The organism is Pseudomonas syringae group sp. J309-1 (assembly GCF_032582135.1).
GTDB classification, from domain to species: domain Bacteria; phylum Pseudomonadota; class Gammaproteobacteria; order Pseudomonadales; family Pseudomonadaceae; genus Aquipseudomonas; species Aquipseudomonas quasicaspiana.
The window spans coordinates 1-15,969 of sequence record NZ_JAWHNU010000039.1; the positions used below are offsets into that span (position 1 = coordinate 1).

Sequence of the window (15,969 nt, forward strand, 5' to 3'; positions counted from 1 at the left end):
CTCGTATGTCACACCTTAGAGACTAACCCTTCTCCTTGGTGCAGGAGCAACATACAAGGAGCTGCCGAAGGCTGCGAAAACCCTTCCCAGGACACACCGCTTTCGCAGCCTTCGGCAGCTCCTACAGGAATAGTGCTCCCCTGAGGCTTTTGGCTGGCACGCTTCCTGCTCTCATTTCATGAAGTAAACACTTCATCAAATACCCTGGGTGGTCTCGGGGTAACGGAGCAGGCATGAGTGAGCAAGCGCTGGCGCTGGAAAAGACCATGACGCTCAAGGTCAATGGGCAGACCGCTGAGGTCACGGCCATGGCCGATACGCCGTTGTTACTGGTGTTACGCAATGACCTGCACCTCAACGGCCCCAAATATGGCTGCGGCCTGGGCGAGTGCGGTGCTTGTACGGTGATCATCGATGGCCTCGCAGCGCGCTCGTGCGTATTTCCGGTGAGTGGCGCTCAAGGTCGGGAGATCACCACGCTGGAAGGCATCGGCAGTCGCGAGTGTCCGCATCCGGTGCAACAGGCGTTCATCGATGAGCAGGCCGCGCAATGCGGCTATTGCATGAACGGCATGATCATGACCGCCAAAGCCCTGCTTGATCGCATCCCTAATCCCAGCGAAGCGCAGATTCGTAACGAGCTGTCGGCCAACCTCTGCCGTTGCGGCACCCACATTGAAATCCTCCGTGCGGTGCTGCGTGCCGCCCGCCAGAAGTCTGAACGGACGTTGCCATGACCCAGACCTTGCTGACTCGCGATCAACTCATGAGCAAGACCGGCGCTCTGCTGATCGTCGATAATATCCAGCCGCCGTCCGGTCCTGTCGCCAAAGGTGGCGTGCCAGTCGTGAAGCCCATGGAGCTGGCGCTGTTCATCGCCGTCACTGATGAAAGTCAGGTCTACGCGTTCAACGGGCATGTGGATTTGGGCACCGGGATTCGCACCTCGCTGGCACAGATCGTCGCCGAGGAACTGGATGTCGAACCGGGGCAGGTCAGCATGATCCTCGGCGACACCGCCAGCGCGCCCAATCAGGGGGCGACCATTGCCAGCGCTACGTTGCAGATATCCGCGATTCCACTGCGCAACGCCGCTGCCGAAGCCCGGCGTTATCTGCTACAGCGCGCCGCTGAGCGCATGGAGGTGGCGCTTGAGACGCTGGTCATCAATGCGGGAGTCATCATCGCGGCTGATGGCCGCCAGCTGAGCTTTGCCGAGCTGGTGGCGGGTGAGCATGTCGAACTGAGCATCACCGGTACTGCGCCGCTCAAGCCGGTCGAGGACTACCGAATCGTCGGCAAAGACGCCGCCCGGGTGGACATTCCCGCCAAAGCCACTGGCGAACTGACCTACGTGCATGACATGCGACTGCCTGACATGCTCCACGGCCGGGTCGTGCGTCCGCCTTACGCCGGGCTCGACAGCGGCGACTTCGTCGGCAACAGCCTGCTGGAAGTCGATGAGTCTTCCATTGCGCACATTCCGGGCATTGTTCGCGTGGTGGTGATCCGCGATTTCGTCGGCGTAGTGGCCATGCGCGAAGAGCAGGTAGCCAAGGCCGCGCAGGCACTGAAAGTCACCTGGAAAGCCTGGAACCACAAGCTGCCGGACATGAGCGACGTTGCCCAGGCGATTCGTGATAACCCCAGCGTGCAGCGCGTGGTGCTGGACAAGGGCGACATTGAAACTGCTCTCGATCAGGCCAGTCAGCGCATGCCGCGTACTTACCTGTGGCCTTATCAGATTCATGGTTCCATTGGCCCGTCCTGTGGTCTGGCGGATTATCACGAAGAGGGTATTCGGGTCTGGTCCGGTACCCAGAACCCGCATTTGCTGCGCGCTGATCTGGCCTGGCTGCTGGAGTGTCCGGAAGAACGCATCGAAATCATCCGCATGGAAGCAGCCGGTTGCTACGGGCGTAACTGCGCCGATGATGTGTGCGCCGATGCCGTGTTGCTTTCTCGGGCGGTGGGCTTGCCAGTGCGGGTGCAACTGACCCGCGAGCAGGAGCATGTCTGGGAGCCCAAAGGTACTGCGCAGCTGATGGAAGTCGATGGCGGCGTCAACGCTGACGGCAGCGTCGCCGGTTACGACTTTGCCAGCAGTTACCCGTCCAACGGTGCGCCCACACTCGCGCTACTGCTCACGGGGCGGGTTGAACCGGTGGCAGCGATGTTCGAAATGGGCGACCGCACGTCGATCCCTCCGTATGATTTCGAGCACATGCGCGTCACCATTAATGACATGTCGCCCATCGTCCGGGCGTCATGGATGCGCGGCGTGTCGGCGCTGCCAAATACCTTCGCTCATGAGTCCTATATCGACGAGTTGGCGTTCGCTGCCGGGGTAGATCCGGTGGAATATCGCCTGCGTTACCTGCATGACGAACGCGCCGCCGAACTGGTCCGTGCCACGGCCGCGCGCGCCGAATGGACGCCGCGTACCGAGCCCATGCAGACCCCGGAGCAGGACAACGTGCTGCGCGGCCGTGGCTTCGCTTATGCGCGTTACATTCACAGCAAGTTCCCCGGCTTTGGCGCGGCATGGGCCGCCTGGGTCGCCGATGTGGCGGTGGACAAGCTGACCGGCGATGTTTCGGTGACCCGCGTGGTCATCGGCCATGACGCGGGCATGATGATCAACCCGGCAGGCGTCCAGCACCAGATTCACGGCAACGTGATTCAGTCCACCAGCCGGGTGCTCAAGGAGCAGGTGACCTTCGAAGAGTCCACCGTGAGCAGCAAGGAGTGGGGCGGCTATCCGATCCTGACGTTCCCGCAGGTGCCGAAAGTCGATGTGCTGATGATGCCGCGCCAGAGCGAGCCTCCGCTGGGTGCCGGGGAGTCGGCTGCTGTACCCAGTGCGGCGGCGATTGCCAATGCGATCTACGACGCCACCGGGATTCGCTTTCGTGAATTGCCGATCACCGCCGAGCGGGTCCTGGCAGCGCTCAAGGGCGCGGGGGAGGAGGCCAGCAGTAATCCGCCGCAATCGCCAAAAGCCAAACGCTCGAAATGGTTATTCGGTTCATTGTTCGCGGCGTTCGGCGCGATTCTCGGTGTCGCGGCAACTGCTTTGCCCTGGCGCGCGGAAATTGCCCCGATCACACCGCCTGCTGCGGGCACCTGGTCAGCGGCAACCCTGGAGCGTGGACGTTTGCTGGCAGCCGTGGGCGACTGCGCGGTGTGCCACACCGCACCGGGTGGCGCGACCAATGCCGGCGGTCTGGCGATGGATACGCCGTTCGGCACGCTGTACAGCAGCAACATCACTCCAGACCCGAAGACCGGCATTGGCAACTGGTCGTATCCGGCGTTCGAGCGCGCCATGCGCGAGGGCATCAGTCGTGATGGCAAGCATCTGTACCCAGCATTTCCCTATACCGCCTTTCGTAATATCAACGACGCCGACATGCAGGCGCTGTATGCCTACCTGATGGCCCAGGAGCCGGTCAGCCAACCGGCCAGGGCCAATGACATGCAGTTCCCGTTCAACCTGCGCCCGTTGATGGCGGGCTGGAATGCCCTGTTCTTGCGCAAGGGCGAAATCCAGGTGCAACCGCAGCAAAGCGCGCAATGGAATCGCGGCGCGTATCTGGTCAACGGCCTGGGACATTGCGCGGCCTGTCATTCGCCGCGCAATGCGTTAGGCGCAGAGAAGGGCGGGGCTTCGTTCCTGGCGGGCGGCATGGTCGATGGCTGGGAAGCGCCAGCATTGAATGGCCTGTCGAAAGCGCCGACACCATGGACTGAAGACCAGTTGTTCAACTATTTGAGCAGTGGTTATTCCGATGCTCACGGGGTGGCGACAGGACCTATGGGGCCGGTGGTCAGCGAGCTGTCGAAACTGCCCAAGGCTGATATCCGCGCAATGGCGGTGTACCTGACGTCGCTGGACGGTGTGGCGCAAGCGGCTCCGGCTCCGGAAGCGGTTGCGCAGCCGAGCCTTTCGCAGTTGGCGTTAGGCAATGGCAGGCGGGTTTTCGAAGGCTCATGTCAGGGCTGTCATGCGGATGGAAGCGGGCCGACACTGTTCGGCGTCAGCCCTTCACTGGGCAGCAACACCAACGTGCACAGTGCGCTGCCAGACAACCTGATCAAGGTCATCCTGCAAGGCATCCCCACGCCAGCAACGCCGGATCTGGGTTATATGCCTGGGTTCAAGGACAGCTTGTCTGACACGCAGATCAGCGACCTGACCGCCTACCTGCGCAATCGTTTTGCGCCGAACGAAACGCAGTGGCAGGGCCTGTCGGAGAAAGTCGCGCACTTGAGGGCGAATCCGGGGACGCATTGAGTTTTTTGCGCAAGCACTCATTCCTGTGGGAGCGAGGCTTGCCCGCGAAGAACGATGACGCGGTACGCCTGTTGTCACTCGGCGCTTCGTTCGCGGGCAAGCCTCGCTCCAGCAGGTCGTTAAGCTTGCACGCCACGCACTACCAGATCACTGATGAACCGCAGCGAAAGACCTGCCGGACAACGTAGGCACTTTTACGGGCGAATCCAGGTTTTCAGATCAAACGCGAAGTTCTTTCCTGTGGGAGCGAGGCTTGCCCGCGAAGAACGATGACGCGGTATGCCTGTTGTCACTCGGCGCTTCGTTCGCGGGCAAGCCTCGCTCCAACAGGTCGTTAAGCTTGCACGCCACGCACTACCAGATCACTGATGAAACGCAGCCAGTCAGCTTGCTCACTCGGCTGCGCCAGGTCATGACCGAGGAATGAGGTCAGGGTGTGCTGGTTGGAGTTATAGAAATAACAAAGCGAGGCGATCATCAGGTACACATGCTTGATGTCCAGATCCTGGCGAAACACGCCTTGCTGCTGACCCGCTTCGATGATCGGCCGCAGTACATCGACCGCTTCACCGGACAGCCTGCGTAACTCGCTGGACTGTTTGGCGTGCTTGCCCTTGTGCAGGTTTTCAATGCTCAGGATGGCGACGAATTCCGGGTGCTCGACGTAGTAACCCCAGACAAACGCCACCAGTTCGCGCAAGGTCTGCTCGGGTGTAGACGGATCCAGTTTCAGCAGGCTTTCAGCATGGTTGAACTGCTCGTAGGTGTGTTCCAGCACCCGCACGAAGAGCTTTTCCTTGCTGCCGAAGTAGTAATAAAGCATCCGGTCATTTGACTCGGCCTCACTGGAAATCTGCTCGATCCTCCCACCGGAATAACCATCACGCGTGAACACCTTGATCGCCGCCTTGAGGATGCGGGCGCGAGTCTGGTCGGCCTGTTGCGCCCTGACGCCGGTTTTCTTGTTCACGCGCTGGTCCCTTGTCCGTCAGAGGATGCGATAGAGCAAACGCTCGGCACGAACCCTGCTCACCCGCCGCAGAAAGGTGCGCACGGCATCCGGATAATCGTTAAGGGTATCCAGCTCATCGTACTTGCCGACGCGCTGGGTATTACGCATCAAATGCTCGACTTCAGCTTCCCGCGGGGCGATCCACTGACCTTTGGGATCGTCGATCAGCAGACCGTTTTCCAGGTCCAGATTGAACGCACGCGGGTTTAAGTTATTGCCGGTCAGCAAGGTATAACGATCATCGATCCACATGCCTTTGAGGTGGAACGTGTTGTCGCCATCCTTCCACAGATGCAGATTCAGCTTGTGACGAGCGATAGCGTTCTGGTGCTTCTGGGCAAACCGTCGCAGGCTGATCTCGTAGAGATAGGGCAGGGCGGAAATGACCTTGAACGGCTCGTCGGCGGGGATGAAAAAGTCGTTGGCAGTCTTGTCGCCGATAATGATGTCCACCGTCACGCCACGCTTGAGGGCACGATTGATTTCGCGCTTGATGGACAGCGGCACGTTGAAATAAGGCGTGCAAATAGTCAGACGGGTTTTGGCAGCGGCAATCAACTCGACAATCGTGCGGTTCAGCGCATTGCGCGGACCAACACCCAGCAGCGGAATCACTCGCAACTCGCCGTTCTCACGCTCGCCCTGATGGGTGTCGTAAGTGGCGCGTTTGAGGTGATTACGGAAGGTGCGAATCTCACTGCGCAAGCTGCGGGAAGTCGGCGGCGACGGCAGGTCCAGACGATGCACCGCGTGTGACGGCAGAATCTCACGCTGCACCATGTCCTGGAACGAGTCTGCCAGCTCTTTGCTGCTCAGAACGTGATAGCGATCCAGACGATACTTGTCGAGCTTGTGCAGATAGACATTGTTGATGCTGGCGCCGCTGTAGATCACGCAGTCATCGATCACGCTGCCTTTCAAATGCAGGACGCCGAACAGCTCGCGGGTCTGCACCGGAACGCCATACACCGGCACTTCCTGGTCGTACTCCAGATGTTGCGCCTGATACCAGGCCGCATTACCCAACTGCCGTCCGGCACCGATCAGGCCACGCTGGGCCCTGAACCAGTCCACCAGCACAACCACGTCCAGTTCCGGCCTCGCAGCTTTGGCGGCATACAGCGCATCGAGGATTTCCTGACCGGCTTCATCCTGCTGCAAATACAAGGCGATCACATAGATCCGCCGGGTCGCCGTAGCGATCTTTTCCAGCAGGCAACGACGGTAATCGGCAGCAGAAGGCAGAATCGTGATTGCATCGCCAGGCAGGGTAAACCCGCGCAACGCGGCAAGGGTAGAACGACGGAAGTTGGACCGCATAAGCCTCTCGTGGGGTTAAACCAACAGCCCACGAGCTTACACCGTAGAAGCCGCTTTAGCCGCGAAAGATGTTTCGGCGCTTGACTGAATCCGTTGGTTTTTGAGGCAAAACCCTTCGATTGACATTTTTTTCACAAATAGTCACGAGAGTGATAAACATTCGCAGTCACAACTGGTAGCATTTCGCATCCATACGATGGCGGCCACTTCCAGGTAGGACCCGGATGCCATCCATACCCAAGCCCTCAGGACACATCATGCGCACTTTCGCCCCTCAGCAGGTTCCCTACCGCTTAACCTTGCTTGCTCTCTGCTGTTCGCTCAGCTTCCCTTTACTGGCTGCCGAAGCCACGACGACGCAGTCAGGCACGGTCGTATTGGGGGAAACGGATATCAATGCGCAAAAGACTGACGAGCACGCTCTTCCGCCAGTTTATGCGGGCGGTCAGGTAGCCCGGGGCGGTCAGTTGGGTGTGCTGGGCAATGCTGACATCATGGACGTGCCGTTCACCATGAGCAGCTATACCGAGCAGTTGATTGAGGATCAGCAGGCTGAGGACATTGGGGATGTATTGGCTAATGACTCGTCGGTACGGCAGTCGTTTGGGTTTGGTAACTCTGCCCAAGTGTTTGTTATACGGGGGTTGCCGCTCAACGGCGACGATATCTCCTATAACGGCCTTTACGGTGTGTTGCCCCGCCAGGTGATTTCTACCGATGCGCTGGAGCGAGTGGAGCTGTTCAAGGGCCCGAACGCATTTGTTAACGGTGTGACCCCAACTGGTTCCGGCATCGGCGGCGGGGTTAACCTTCAACCAAAGCGTGCGCAAGACACCCCGACTCGTCGTTTTACCACCGACATCAGTACTGACGGCCGCATCGGTGAGCATCTGGATCTAGGGCAGCGTTTCGGCGAGGACAATCGCTTTGGTGCCCGCGTGAACGTTGCCCAGCGCGAAGGTGAAACCGGTATTGAAGATGAAAAACACCGCAGCAAACTTTTCTCGCTGGGGCTGGATTATCGTGGTGAAGATCTGCGTCTTTCGGGTGATATCGCCTACCAGAAACAACGCATTAACCAAGGTCGCAATACCTTGCGGATTGGGAGCGGCGTGACACAGATACCTGGCGCCCCGGATGCCGACACCAACTATTCGCCAAGCTGGTATTCGACCGAAACCGAAGACACTTTCGGCATGTTGCGCGGCGAGTACGACCTCAATGAAAGCTGGACGGTATATGCTGCAGCAGGTGCCAAGCACACTCGTGAAGTAGGTACCTACGGTACGCCGACTCTGAGTGATAACCTGGGTAACTTCAGCGTTGGCAGCTCATTTATTCCTCACGATGAGGACAACGTGTCGACTATGGCCGGGATCAACGGCAAGCTGCAAACCGGGCCAGTGAGCCACAAGCTTAACGTGGGTATTGCGGGAATCTGGACACAACAACGCAACGCTTATGACTTCAACGTCGGTGGCGCCTACACCAGCAATATCTACAATCCAGTCTCTGCACCTTTGCCTCCATTGGGTGGTATGACGGGTGGGGATGTAAACGATCCAGGTGTAACGGGTAAAACCCGTAACCGCAGTATCGCGATTTCTGACACGCTGGGTTTCATGGACGATCGTCTATTGCTGACATATGGAGTACGTCGCCAGTCGCTGCTGGTTCAGGGTTACGACTACAAGGGCAGTACTTTCGGCGGGGTAGACACCGGCGCAGATGGTTCGCGTAACGCTTATTACAACGAATCCATCACCACCCCGGTCTACGGGATTGTGTTCAAGCCCTGGGAGCACGTAGCGCTCTACGCGAACCGCATCGAAGGGTTGGCTGAAGGTGATACTGCCCCGGGTACAGCAACAAACCGCGGCGAAGTCTTCGCACCCGCCCGCTCCAAGCAGCTGGAAGCCGGTGTCAAAGTCGACATGGGTACCTACGGTGCGAGCCTTGGCGTATACCGAATCGAAAAAGTCGCCGATGGTTATCTGCAAGGAAACACTTTTGTCGTCGACGGCAAACAGATCAATCGTGGCGTCGAGACCAATATCTTCGGTGAGCCCGTTGCTGGTCTCCGTCTGATTGCGGGTTTGACGCTGATGGACACTGAACTGAAAAATACCCAGAACGGCACTAACGACGGCAACAATGCTGTTGGTGTTCCAACCTTCCAGTTCAATGCCAGCGCTGACTGGGATATCCCGGGTATTGAAGGTGCGGCCTTGAATGCCCGTATGTTGCGTACCGGTGGTCAGTACGTCGATGCGACGAACAACCTGACGATTCCAACCTGGAACCGGTTTGATCTGGGGGCACGTTACAAATTCAACGTGTCAGAGAAGGACATCACCCTGCGTGCCAACGTTGAGAACGTTGCCAACAAAGACTACTGGGCGTCTTCTTACAACGGCTACCTGGCCCAAGGTGAGCCACGCACCATAAAGTTCTCGGGCACTGTCGATTTCTAAAGCGCTGCCTGATACACCCAGCATAGACCGGCAACCCCTGTGGGAGCCGAGCTTGCTCGCGATGCAGACGCTGCGTTCTTCAGTTGGACCCGGTCGCCTTCATCGCGAGCAAGCTCTGCTGCCACAGACGGCTCGCTCGCCATAATTCAACGTATCGGAGAAAGACATTACTCTGCGCGCCAACGTTGAAAACGTCGTCTATTTCTAACGCCAGCCTGATGTACCCAACGTGAGCCAGGCAACCTGTGGGAGCCGAGCTTGCTCGCGATGCAGACGCTGCGTTTTTCCAGTTGAACCCGGCCGTCTTCATCGCGAGCAAGCTCTGCTCCCACAGATCCCAGGCTCGCGACAAGCGATGCTTACCCCGCATTCACCGCCGCAACACCGGCTTTTGCAACTTGCGCGTCCTGCGCCGCCTGAACACCCGATACACCGACTGCACCAATCACCTCGCCATCGACTATCACTGGCACGCCGCCTTCCAGCGAGGTGAGCAGTGGTGCGGAAAGAAATGCGGTGCGCCCGCCGTTGACCGACTCTTCGTAGCTTTTCGATTCACGACGGCCTAAAGCAGCGGTGCGGGCCTTTTCGATGCCGATGTAGCTGCTGATGGGCGAAGCGCCGTCAAGACGTTCGAAACCCAGCAGATGGCCGCCGTCGTCGACCACGGCGATGGACACGGGCCAGTTGTTGCTGATGGCGTCTTGGCGAGCCGCAGCAAGAATTTGAGTCACTTCGGTCTGGGTCAGCACAGCTTTGGTTTTCATCGAATACTCCACGAGTTTTTGTTAAGGGGGGCTTTTAAACAATGGGCTGCAAAGCGTCGTCAACCAGTTCGATCCAGTGCCGAACCGTGGTTCGACCTGCTCCGGACAGATGCGTCTGGCAACCGATGTTCGCCGTGGCGATCACGTCCGGTTTGCCGCTTTCCAGCGCGTTCATTTTGTTGTCGCGCAGTTGGCGGGACAGAACCGGTTGTGTGATCGAGTAAGTACCTGCCGAGCCACAGCATAGATGGCTGTCGGGCACTGCGGTCAGATTGAAGCCCAGGCGCAACAATACACTTTCCACCGTACCGCCGAGTTTCTGCGCATGTTGCAAGGTGCAGGGGCAGTGGAAGGCCAGGCGCAGATCGCTGCGAATATCGAGGTTTTCCAGCGGCGCATCGCGCATTACCTCAACCAGATCTTTGGCTAACGCGCTGACCCGCTGCGCCTTGGCGGCATATGCCGGATCGCCACTTAGCAGGTGTCCGTAATCCTTGACGAAAGCGCCGCAACCGCTGGCGGTCTGAACGATGGCCGCCGCGCCGTTTTCGATGTCTGGCCACCAGGCGTCAATGTTGCGCCGGGCGCGATCCAGGCCGGCGGCCTGAGCATCCAGATGATAGTCCAGCGCACCACAGCAACCGGCCTGAGCGATGGGTGTGACGCTGATCCCAAGGCGATCCAGCACACGCGCCGTGGCGGCGTTGGTATTGGGTGACAAACCGGGTTGCACGCAGCCTTCAAGCATCAGCACTTTGTGTGCGTGCCGTACGGCTGGACGTGCTTTGGGCTGAACAATGTGGGTCGGCAATTTCGCTTTCAAGCCGTCCGGCAACAGCGGACGGAATGTCGTACCCAGTTGAGTCAGCGATTTGAATAGCCCGGCGTTGGGCAGCACATTGCGCAGACCTTCGCGCAGAGCCCGCTGGCCCAGTGAGCGGGGCACAGCGGCGTCTACCACGGCGCGGCCGATGTCCAGCAGGTTGTGATAGTCGACACCGGACGGGCAGGTGGTTTCGCAATTGCGGCACGACAGGCAACGGTCCAGATGCAGTTGGGTTTTTTCGGTGACTTCGTTGCCTTCCAGCACCTGCTTGATCAGATAGATGCGCCCGCGAGGGCCGTCCAGTTCATCGCCGAGCAGTTGATAAGTCGGGCAGGTCGCGTTGCAAAATCCGCAGTGCACGCAGCTGCGCAGAATGCTTTCGGCTTCTTCGGCGCGGGGCAGTTGTCGGGCGTGGTCGCTCAGGGTGGTCTGCATGGTCAGATCTCCGCGTACATCCGCCCCGGATTGAACACTCCGTGGGGATCGAGTTGGGCCTTGAGCTGGCGGTGGTAGCGCAACAGGGGCGCGGGCAGCGGCTGGAACGGGCTGTCTTGCAAACCATGGCTGTAGCAGATGGCATGACCGCCAGCGGCACTGGCCGTGGCGCGAATGACTGCACCGTCGGCATCGGATTTCAGCCAGCGTTGGGCTCCGGCCCAATCGATCAATTGTTCGCCGGGCACATCCAATACGCCGGTGTTGTTGGGCAGTGACAGGCGCCACAACGGTAAGCCGCTGGAAAAAAAATCCAGTTGATGTTCGTTCAGTTCATGCCAATAGCTTGGGTCGATGCGTTCGCCGCCCAGCCGCTCATGGGCGGCCGCCACCGAGCCTTCACCGCCTTCCAGACGCAGGCGCAACACGCCACTTTCAAAACTGGCGGCGCTGATGGGTAGAGGCTGCTGACCCCATTCCGCCAAGCGTGCCAAGGCGCGAGCACTGTCCATTTCCAGTGCGATGCTGCTGCACAAGCGTGGTTTGGGCAGGACCTTCAGAGAGACTTCGGTCAGTACACCCAGGCAGCCGAAACTGCCCGCCATCAGGCGTGACAGGTCGTAACCGGCGACGTTCTTCATGACCTCGCCGCCAAAGCGCAAATGTTTGCCCAGGCCTGTGATTACTCGGGTACCCAGCACAAAATCCCGTACCGATCCAGACCAGGGACGGCGTGGCCCGGATAGCCCGGACGCGACCATGCCGCCGACAGTGGCTTCGCCAAAATGCGGCGGCTCGCAAGGCAACATTTGTCCGGCAGCATCCAGCGCCGCACACAGTTCTTGCATTGGCGTTCCGGCGCGGGCGGTGATCACCAGCTCAGTAGGGTCGTAGCTGACGATGCCGCTGTGTGCTCGCGTATCAAGTATTTCCCCGGCCACTTCGCGTCCGAGAAATGCTTTGCTGTTGCCACCCTGGATTCGTAGCGGGGTCGCCGTTTGCAGGGCTTGATTGACCTGCTCCAGCAGGGCGGCGCTGGCGTCGTTGTCCGGCGGCTGAAGAAGCGGATCGGCAATCATCAGAAGCGCTCCAGTTCAGGGAAGGGCAGCTTGCCCATGTGCACATGCATCGCACCGAATTCGGCACAGCGGTGCAGGGTCGGGATGTTCTTGCCGGGGTTGAGCATGCCGCCGGGATCGAACGCGGCTTTCACGGCATGAAACAACGTCAGCTCGTCGCTGTTGAACTGGGCACACATTTGATTGATTTTCTCGCGACCCACCCCGTGCTCGCCGGTGATGCTGCCGCCGACTTTCACGCAGAGTTCAAGAATCTTGCCGCCTAGCGCCTCTGCACGCTCCAGTTCGCCGGGCTGGTTGGCATCAAACAGGATCAACGGATGCATGTTGCCGTCACCGGCATGGAAAACGTTGGCGACTCGGAGGCCGTATTCCTCGGACAAGGCCGAAATACCCTGCAGCACGCCGGGCAACTCCCGACGCGGGATGGTGCCATCCATGCAGTAATAATCCGGCGACAGTCGGCCGACTGCCGGGAAGGCATTCTTGCGACCGGCCCAGAAGCGCACGCGCTCGGCTTCATCTTTGGCCTGACGCAGTTCCGTCGCACCGGCCTTGGTCAGCACCTCGCGAACCCGTTCGCAGTCGTCATGCACGTCGGCCTCAACCCCGTCCAGTTCACAGAGCAGAATCGCTTCGGCGTCCACTGGATAACCGGCATGAATGAAGTCTTCAGCGGCACGAATTGCCAGGTTGTCCATCATCTCCAGGCCACCGGGAATAATCCCCGCAGCAATGATGTCAGCCACGGCGCGCCCGGCTTTTTCCACGGAATCGAACGCTGCCAGCAGCACTTTCGCCACCTGAGGTTTGGGCAGCAGCTTGACCGTGACTTCGGTAATGATGCCGAGCATGCCTTCCGAACCGGTGAACAGCGCGAGCAGGTCAAAACCCGGTGAGTCCAGTGCATCGGAACCCAGTGTCAGCTGTTCGCCCTCGACGGTGAGTATTTCCACCTTGAGCAGGTTGTGCACGGTCAGACCGTATTTCAGGCAGTGCACACCGCCCGCGTTTTCCGCGACGTTGCCGCCGATAGAGCAGGCAATTTGCGACGACGGATCAGGCGCGTAGTACAGCTCGTAAGGCGCAGTTGCTTGAGAAATCGCCAGATTACGCACGCCGGGCTGCACCCTGGCGAGGCGTGCGGCGGGATCAATTTCGAGGATTTTATTGAAGCGCGCCATGACCAGCAGCAGGCCCTTTTCCAGTGGCAGCGCGCCACCTGACAAACCCGTACCCGCGCCGCGAGCGACCACGGGGACGTGGCGCTGGTGACAGATTTTCAGCAGGGGCTGCACTTCTTCAAGGTGCCGGGGCAGGGCCACCAGCATGGGCGTGGTGCGATACGCCGATAACCCGTCGCACTCGTACGGGCGCAGTTCTTCCGGACGATGGAGGATGTCCAGGTCCGGCAACTGGCGTTGCAGCTCAGCCAGCAATTGTTGCTTGTCGACAACCGGCAGCACGCCATCGACGCGTTCGTCGTAGAGGATGTTCATGATGCTTCGTGACCCTGTGTTGTTTTTATAGGGCAGTCTTGGGACATCAGGCAGCATGCATCATTAAGGGTTCCGGGCGGATCTGTCCATGGTTTCGACTCGGCCTTTAGTCTGAGGCGCGATTGACAGCTGCGGGGTAATCCCGCAATTTACGCATTACGTAAAGCGATTACGAAGAATAATAAAAATGACCCAGCCGCTGGATCTGTTCACCTATTACCGTTCGACATCCAGTTACCGGGTGCGAATTGCGTTGGCGTTGAAAGGGCTGAATTACACCGCGATCCCGGTCAACCTGATCCACGATGGCGGTGAGCATCGCAAACCTGAATACCGGGCTATAAACCCGCAAGGTCGCGTGCCTGCATTGCGCACTGCCCATAGCGTCGTCATCACTCAATCTACAGCGATCATCGAATACCTCGAAGAGCGGTATCCCGAGCGCCCGTTGCTGTCTTCGGATATCGAGCTGCGTGCCCGGCAGCGGGCTGTTGCGTCGCTGATCGCCTGTGATATTCATCCACTGCACAACGTGTCGGTACAGAACCACTTGCGCGCGCTGGGGCTTGGCGAATATGAGGTCAGTCACTGGATCTGCCACTGGATCAGCGAAGGTCTCGCGGCAGTGGAGCGGATGATTGGCGAGCAGGGATACTGTTTTGAGAAGGAACGCCCAAGCGTGGCCGATGTGTATCTGCTGCCGCAAATCTACGCCGCCCGACGCTTTAATGTCGATCTGACGCCGTACCCACGCATCCTGCGGGTTGAAAAGCTTGCACTGGACCATTGGGCATTTCAGGCGGCGCATCCCGATGCGCAACCGGACAAGCCGGAGTAGTCTGTCCTTTATGAAAATTCTTGGCCTGCAACTGATCTTTGGTGATTTCCTGGCGCGTAGCGTGCGCGGCATCCCCTGCGCGCCGCCCGCTGGAAAGTGACGTTGAAAAAACGCTAATTCACTTTCCAGCAAGGAGCCAGACCATGGCTGATTTACACGCCGATTTATATGAAAACCCAATGGGCCTGATGGGCTTTGAGTTCATCGAGTTCGCTTCGCCGACGCCCAATACCCTTGAACCTGTGTTTCAGATCATGGGCTTCACCAAGGTAGCGGTGCATCGCTCCAAAGATGTGGTGCTGTATCGCCAGGGCGACATCAACATCATCCTCAACAATGAACCCAACAGCCCGGCCTCTTACTTTGCCGCCGAGCATGGGCCGTCGGTGTGCGGCATGGCGTTCCGCGTCAAGGACTCTCATGTTGCCTACCAACGTGCGCTTGACCTTGGCGCTCAGCCGGTGGAAATCGCCACCGGGCCAATGGAGCTGCGCCTGCCAGCGATCAAAGGCATTGGCGGTGCGCCGCTGTACCTGATCGACCGCTTTGGCGAAGGCACTTCGATCTATGACATCGATTTCAACTTCATCGAAGGCGTGGATCGTCACCCGGTGGGCGCAGGCCTGAAGTTTATCGATCACCTGACCCATAACGTCTATCGCGGACGTATGGCTTATTGGGCGAATTTCTACGAGAAGCTGTTCAACTTCCGCGAGATTCGCTACTTCGACATCAAGGGTGAATACACCGGCCTGACCTCCAAGGCCATGACTGCGCCGGACGGCATGATCCGCATTCCGCTGAACGAGGAGTCGTCGAAAGGGGCAGGGCAGATCGAAGAGTTTCTGATGAAGTTCAACGGGGAGGGCATCCAGCACGTGGCGTTCTTCACCGACGACCTGATCAAAAGCTGGGATGCGCTGAAAGCCATCGGCATGCGCTTCATGACCGCCCCCCCGGAAACCTATTACGAAATGCTCGAAGGCCGCCTGCCCAATCATGGCGAGCCAGAGGCCGAACTGAAAAGCCGGGGCATTTTGCTGGATGGTTCTTCTGATGGTGGCGAGCGGCGTTTACTGCTGCAGATATTCTCCGAAACCCTGATGGGCCCGGTGTTCTTCGAGTTCATCCAGCGCAAGGGCGATGACGGGTTCGGCGAGGGTAATTTCAAGGCGCTGTTCGAGTCGATCGAGCGCGATCAGATCAAGCGTGGGGTTTTGCCGGTGGAGTAGGGTTAGCTCAGAAGCAGAACTGGAATGCGTTTTAACTGTGAAAGCTTTGCTTACTTGAGATTGGGTTATCAAGCCATCGCGAGCAAGCTCAGCTCCCACAGGGGGAACGCATTTGGACCTTTCTTGAGTTGAAATGCGGTCCTCTGGAAGCTTTGCTTTTCTGGCATTGGGTTACCAAGTCATCGCGAGC

General features: G+C 58.9%; 11 protein-coding genes. 5 read left to right on the forward strand and 6 right to left on the reverse strand.

Translation table 11 applies throughout. The features are described from left to right. Positions 1-233: 233 nt before the first annotated feature. The gene (locus tag RX972_RS19330) at positions 234-737 is read left to right on the forward strand and encodes a (2Fe-2S)-binding protein (protein WP_049826991.1); all 504 of its coding nucleotides are present in this window, start codon (positions 234-236) and stop codon (positions 735-737) included. Then, positions 734-4,297, forward strand: a complete 3,564-nt coding sequence (locus tag RX972_RS19335) for a molybdopterin cofactor-binding domain-containing protein (RefSeq protein WP_316877647.1) — start codon at positions 734-736, stop codon at positions 4,295-4,297. Before RX972_RS19330 ends, RX972_RS19335 begins: the two co-directional genes overlap by 4 nt. A 334-nt stretch (positions 4,298-4,631) precedes the next feature. On the opposite strand, the gene RX972_RS19340 is transcribed toward RX972_RS19335, so the two are convergent. Next, a complete protein-coding gene (locus RX972_RS19340) occupies positions 4,632-5,267 on the reverse strand; it encodes a TetR family transcriptional regulator (RefSeq protein ID WP_231677189.1) in 636 nt (211 codons plus the stop codon). Between the two features lie 18 nt (positions 5,268-5,285). Next, positions 5,286-6,629: a CDP-diacylglycerol--serine O-phosphatidyltransferase gene (gene pssA, locus RX972_RS19345; protein WP_099270030.1), complete on the reverse strand. Its 1,344-nt coding sequence runs from the start codon at positions 6,627-6,629 to the stop codon at positions 5,286-5,288. A 257-nt stretch (positions 6,630-6,886) separates the two neighbouring features. Here pssA and RX972_RS19350 point away from each other — a divergent pair, with 257 nt between their 5' ends. Beyond that, on the forward strand, positions 6,887-9,103 hold the full coding sequence (locus RX972_RS19350; protein WP_316877648.1) for a TonB-dependent siderophore receptor: 2,217 nt from the start codon (positions 6,887-6,889) through the stop codon (positions 9,101-9,103). Positions 9,104-9,462: 359 nt separating this feature from the next. Here the strand turns inward: RX972_RS19350 and RX972_RS19355 are convergent, their stop codons facing one another. Genes RX972_RS19355 through glcD form a run of 4 tightly spaced genes read right to left on the reverse strand, consistent with a single transcriptional unit; the run spans position 9,463 to position 13,709 of the window. Further along, positions 9,463-9,870 (reverse strand): heme-binding protein, encoded by a 408-nt coding sequence (locus RX972_RS19355; RefSeq protein WP_122396503.1) that lies wholly within the window; start codon positions 9,868-9,870, stop codon positions 9,463-9,465. A gap of 34 nt (positions 9,871-9,904) precedes the next feature. Next, positions 9,905-11,131: a glycolate oxidase subunit GlcF gene (gene glcF, locus RX972_RS19360; RefSeq protein WP_316877649.1), complete on the reverse strand. Its 1,227-nt coding sequence runs from the start codon at positions 11,129-11,131 to the stop codon at positions 9,905-9,907. Positions 11,132-11,133: 2 nt separating this feature from the next. Further along, positions 11,134-12,210, reverse strand: a complete 1,077-nt coding sequence (gene glcE, locus RX972_RS19365) for a glycolate oxidase subunit GlcE (protein WP_122396505.1) — start codon at positions 12,208-12,210, stop codon at positions 11,134-11,136. Further along, entirely contained in the window at positions 12,210-13,709 is a 1,500-nt protein-coding gene (glcD, locus tag RX972_RS19370) for a glycolate oxidase subunit GlcD (protein ID WP_316877650.1), read from the reverse strand. Before glcD ends, glcE begins: the two co-directional genes overlap by 1 nt. 199 nt (positions 13,710-13,908) lie before the next feature. Here glcD and maiA point away from each other — a divergent pair, with 199 nt between their 5' ends. Together maiA and hppD are read left to right on the forward strand one after the other, a co-directional pair. Next, complete coding sequence (maiA, locus tag RX972_RS19375; RefSeq protein ID WP_316877668.1) at positions 13,909-14,547, forward strand: maleylacetoacetate isomerase; 639 nt, start codon at positions 13,909-13,911, stop codon at positions 14,545-14,547. 143 nt (positions 14,548-14,690) lie between these two features. Next, on the forward strand, positions 14,691-15,779 hold the full coding sequence (hppD, locus tag RX972_RS19380) for a 4-hydroxyphenylpyruvate dioxygenase (RefSeq protein ID WP_316877651.1): 1,089 nt from the start codon (positions 14,691-14,693) through the stop codon (positions 15,777-15,779). Positions 15,780-15,969: the final 190 nt, after the last annotated feature.

Coding starts and splice junctions, on each gene's coding strand:
- RX972_RS19330 (WP_049826991.1), top strand. CDS start 234: ATGAGTGAGCAAGCGCTGGCGCTGGAAAAGACCATGACGCTCAAGGTC.
- RX972_RS19335 (WP_316877647.1), top strand. CDS start 734: ATGACCCAGACCTTGCTGACTCGCGATCAACTCATGAGCAAGACCGGC.
- pssA (WP_099270030.1), bottom strand. CDS start 6,629: ATGCGGTCCAACTTCCGTCGTTCTACCCTTGCCGCGTTGCGCGGGTTT.
- RX972_RS19350 (WP_316877648.1), top strand. CDS start 6,887: ATGCGCACTTTCGCCCCTCAGCAGGTTCCCTACCGCTTAACCTTGCTT.
- RX972_RS19355 (WP_122396503.1), bottom strand. CDS start 9,870: ATGAAAACCAAAGCTGTGCTGACCCAGACCGAAGTGACTCAAATTCTT.
- glcF (WP_316877649.1), bottom strand. CDS start 11,131: ATGCAGACCACCCTGAGCGACCACGCCCGACAACTGCCCCGCGCCGAA.
- glcE (WP_122396505.1), bottom strand. CDS start 12,210: ATGATTGCCGATCCGCTTCTTCAGCCGCCGGACAACGACGCCAGCGCC.
- glcD (WP_316877650.1), bottom strand. CDS start 13,709: ATGAACATCCTCTACGACGAACGCGTCGATGGCGTGCTGCCGGTTGTC.
- hppD (WP_316877651.1), top strand. CDS start 14,691: ATGGCTGATTTACACGCCGATTTATATGAAAACCCAATGGGCCTGATG.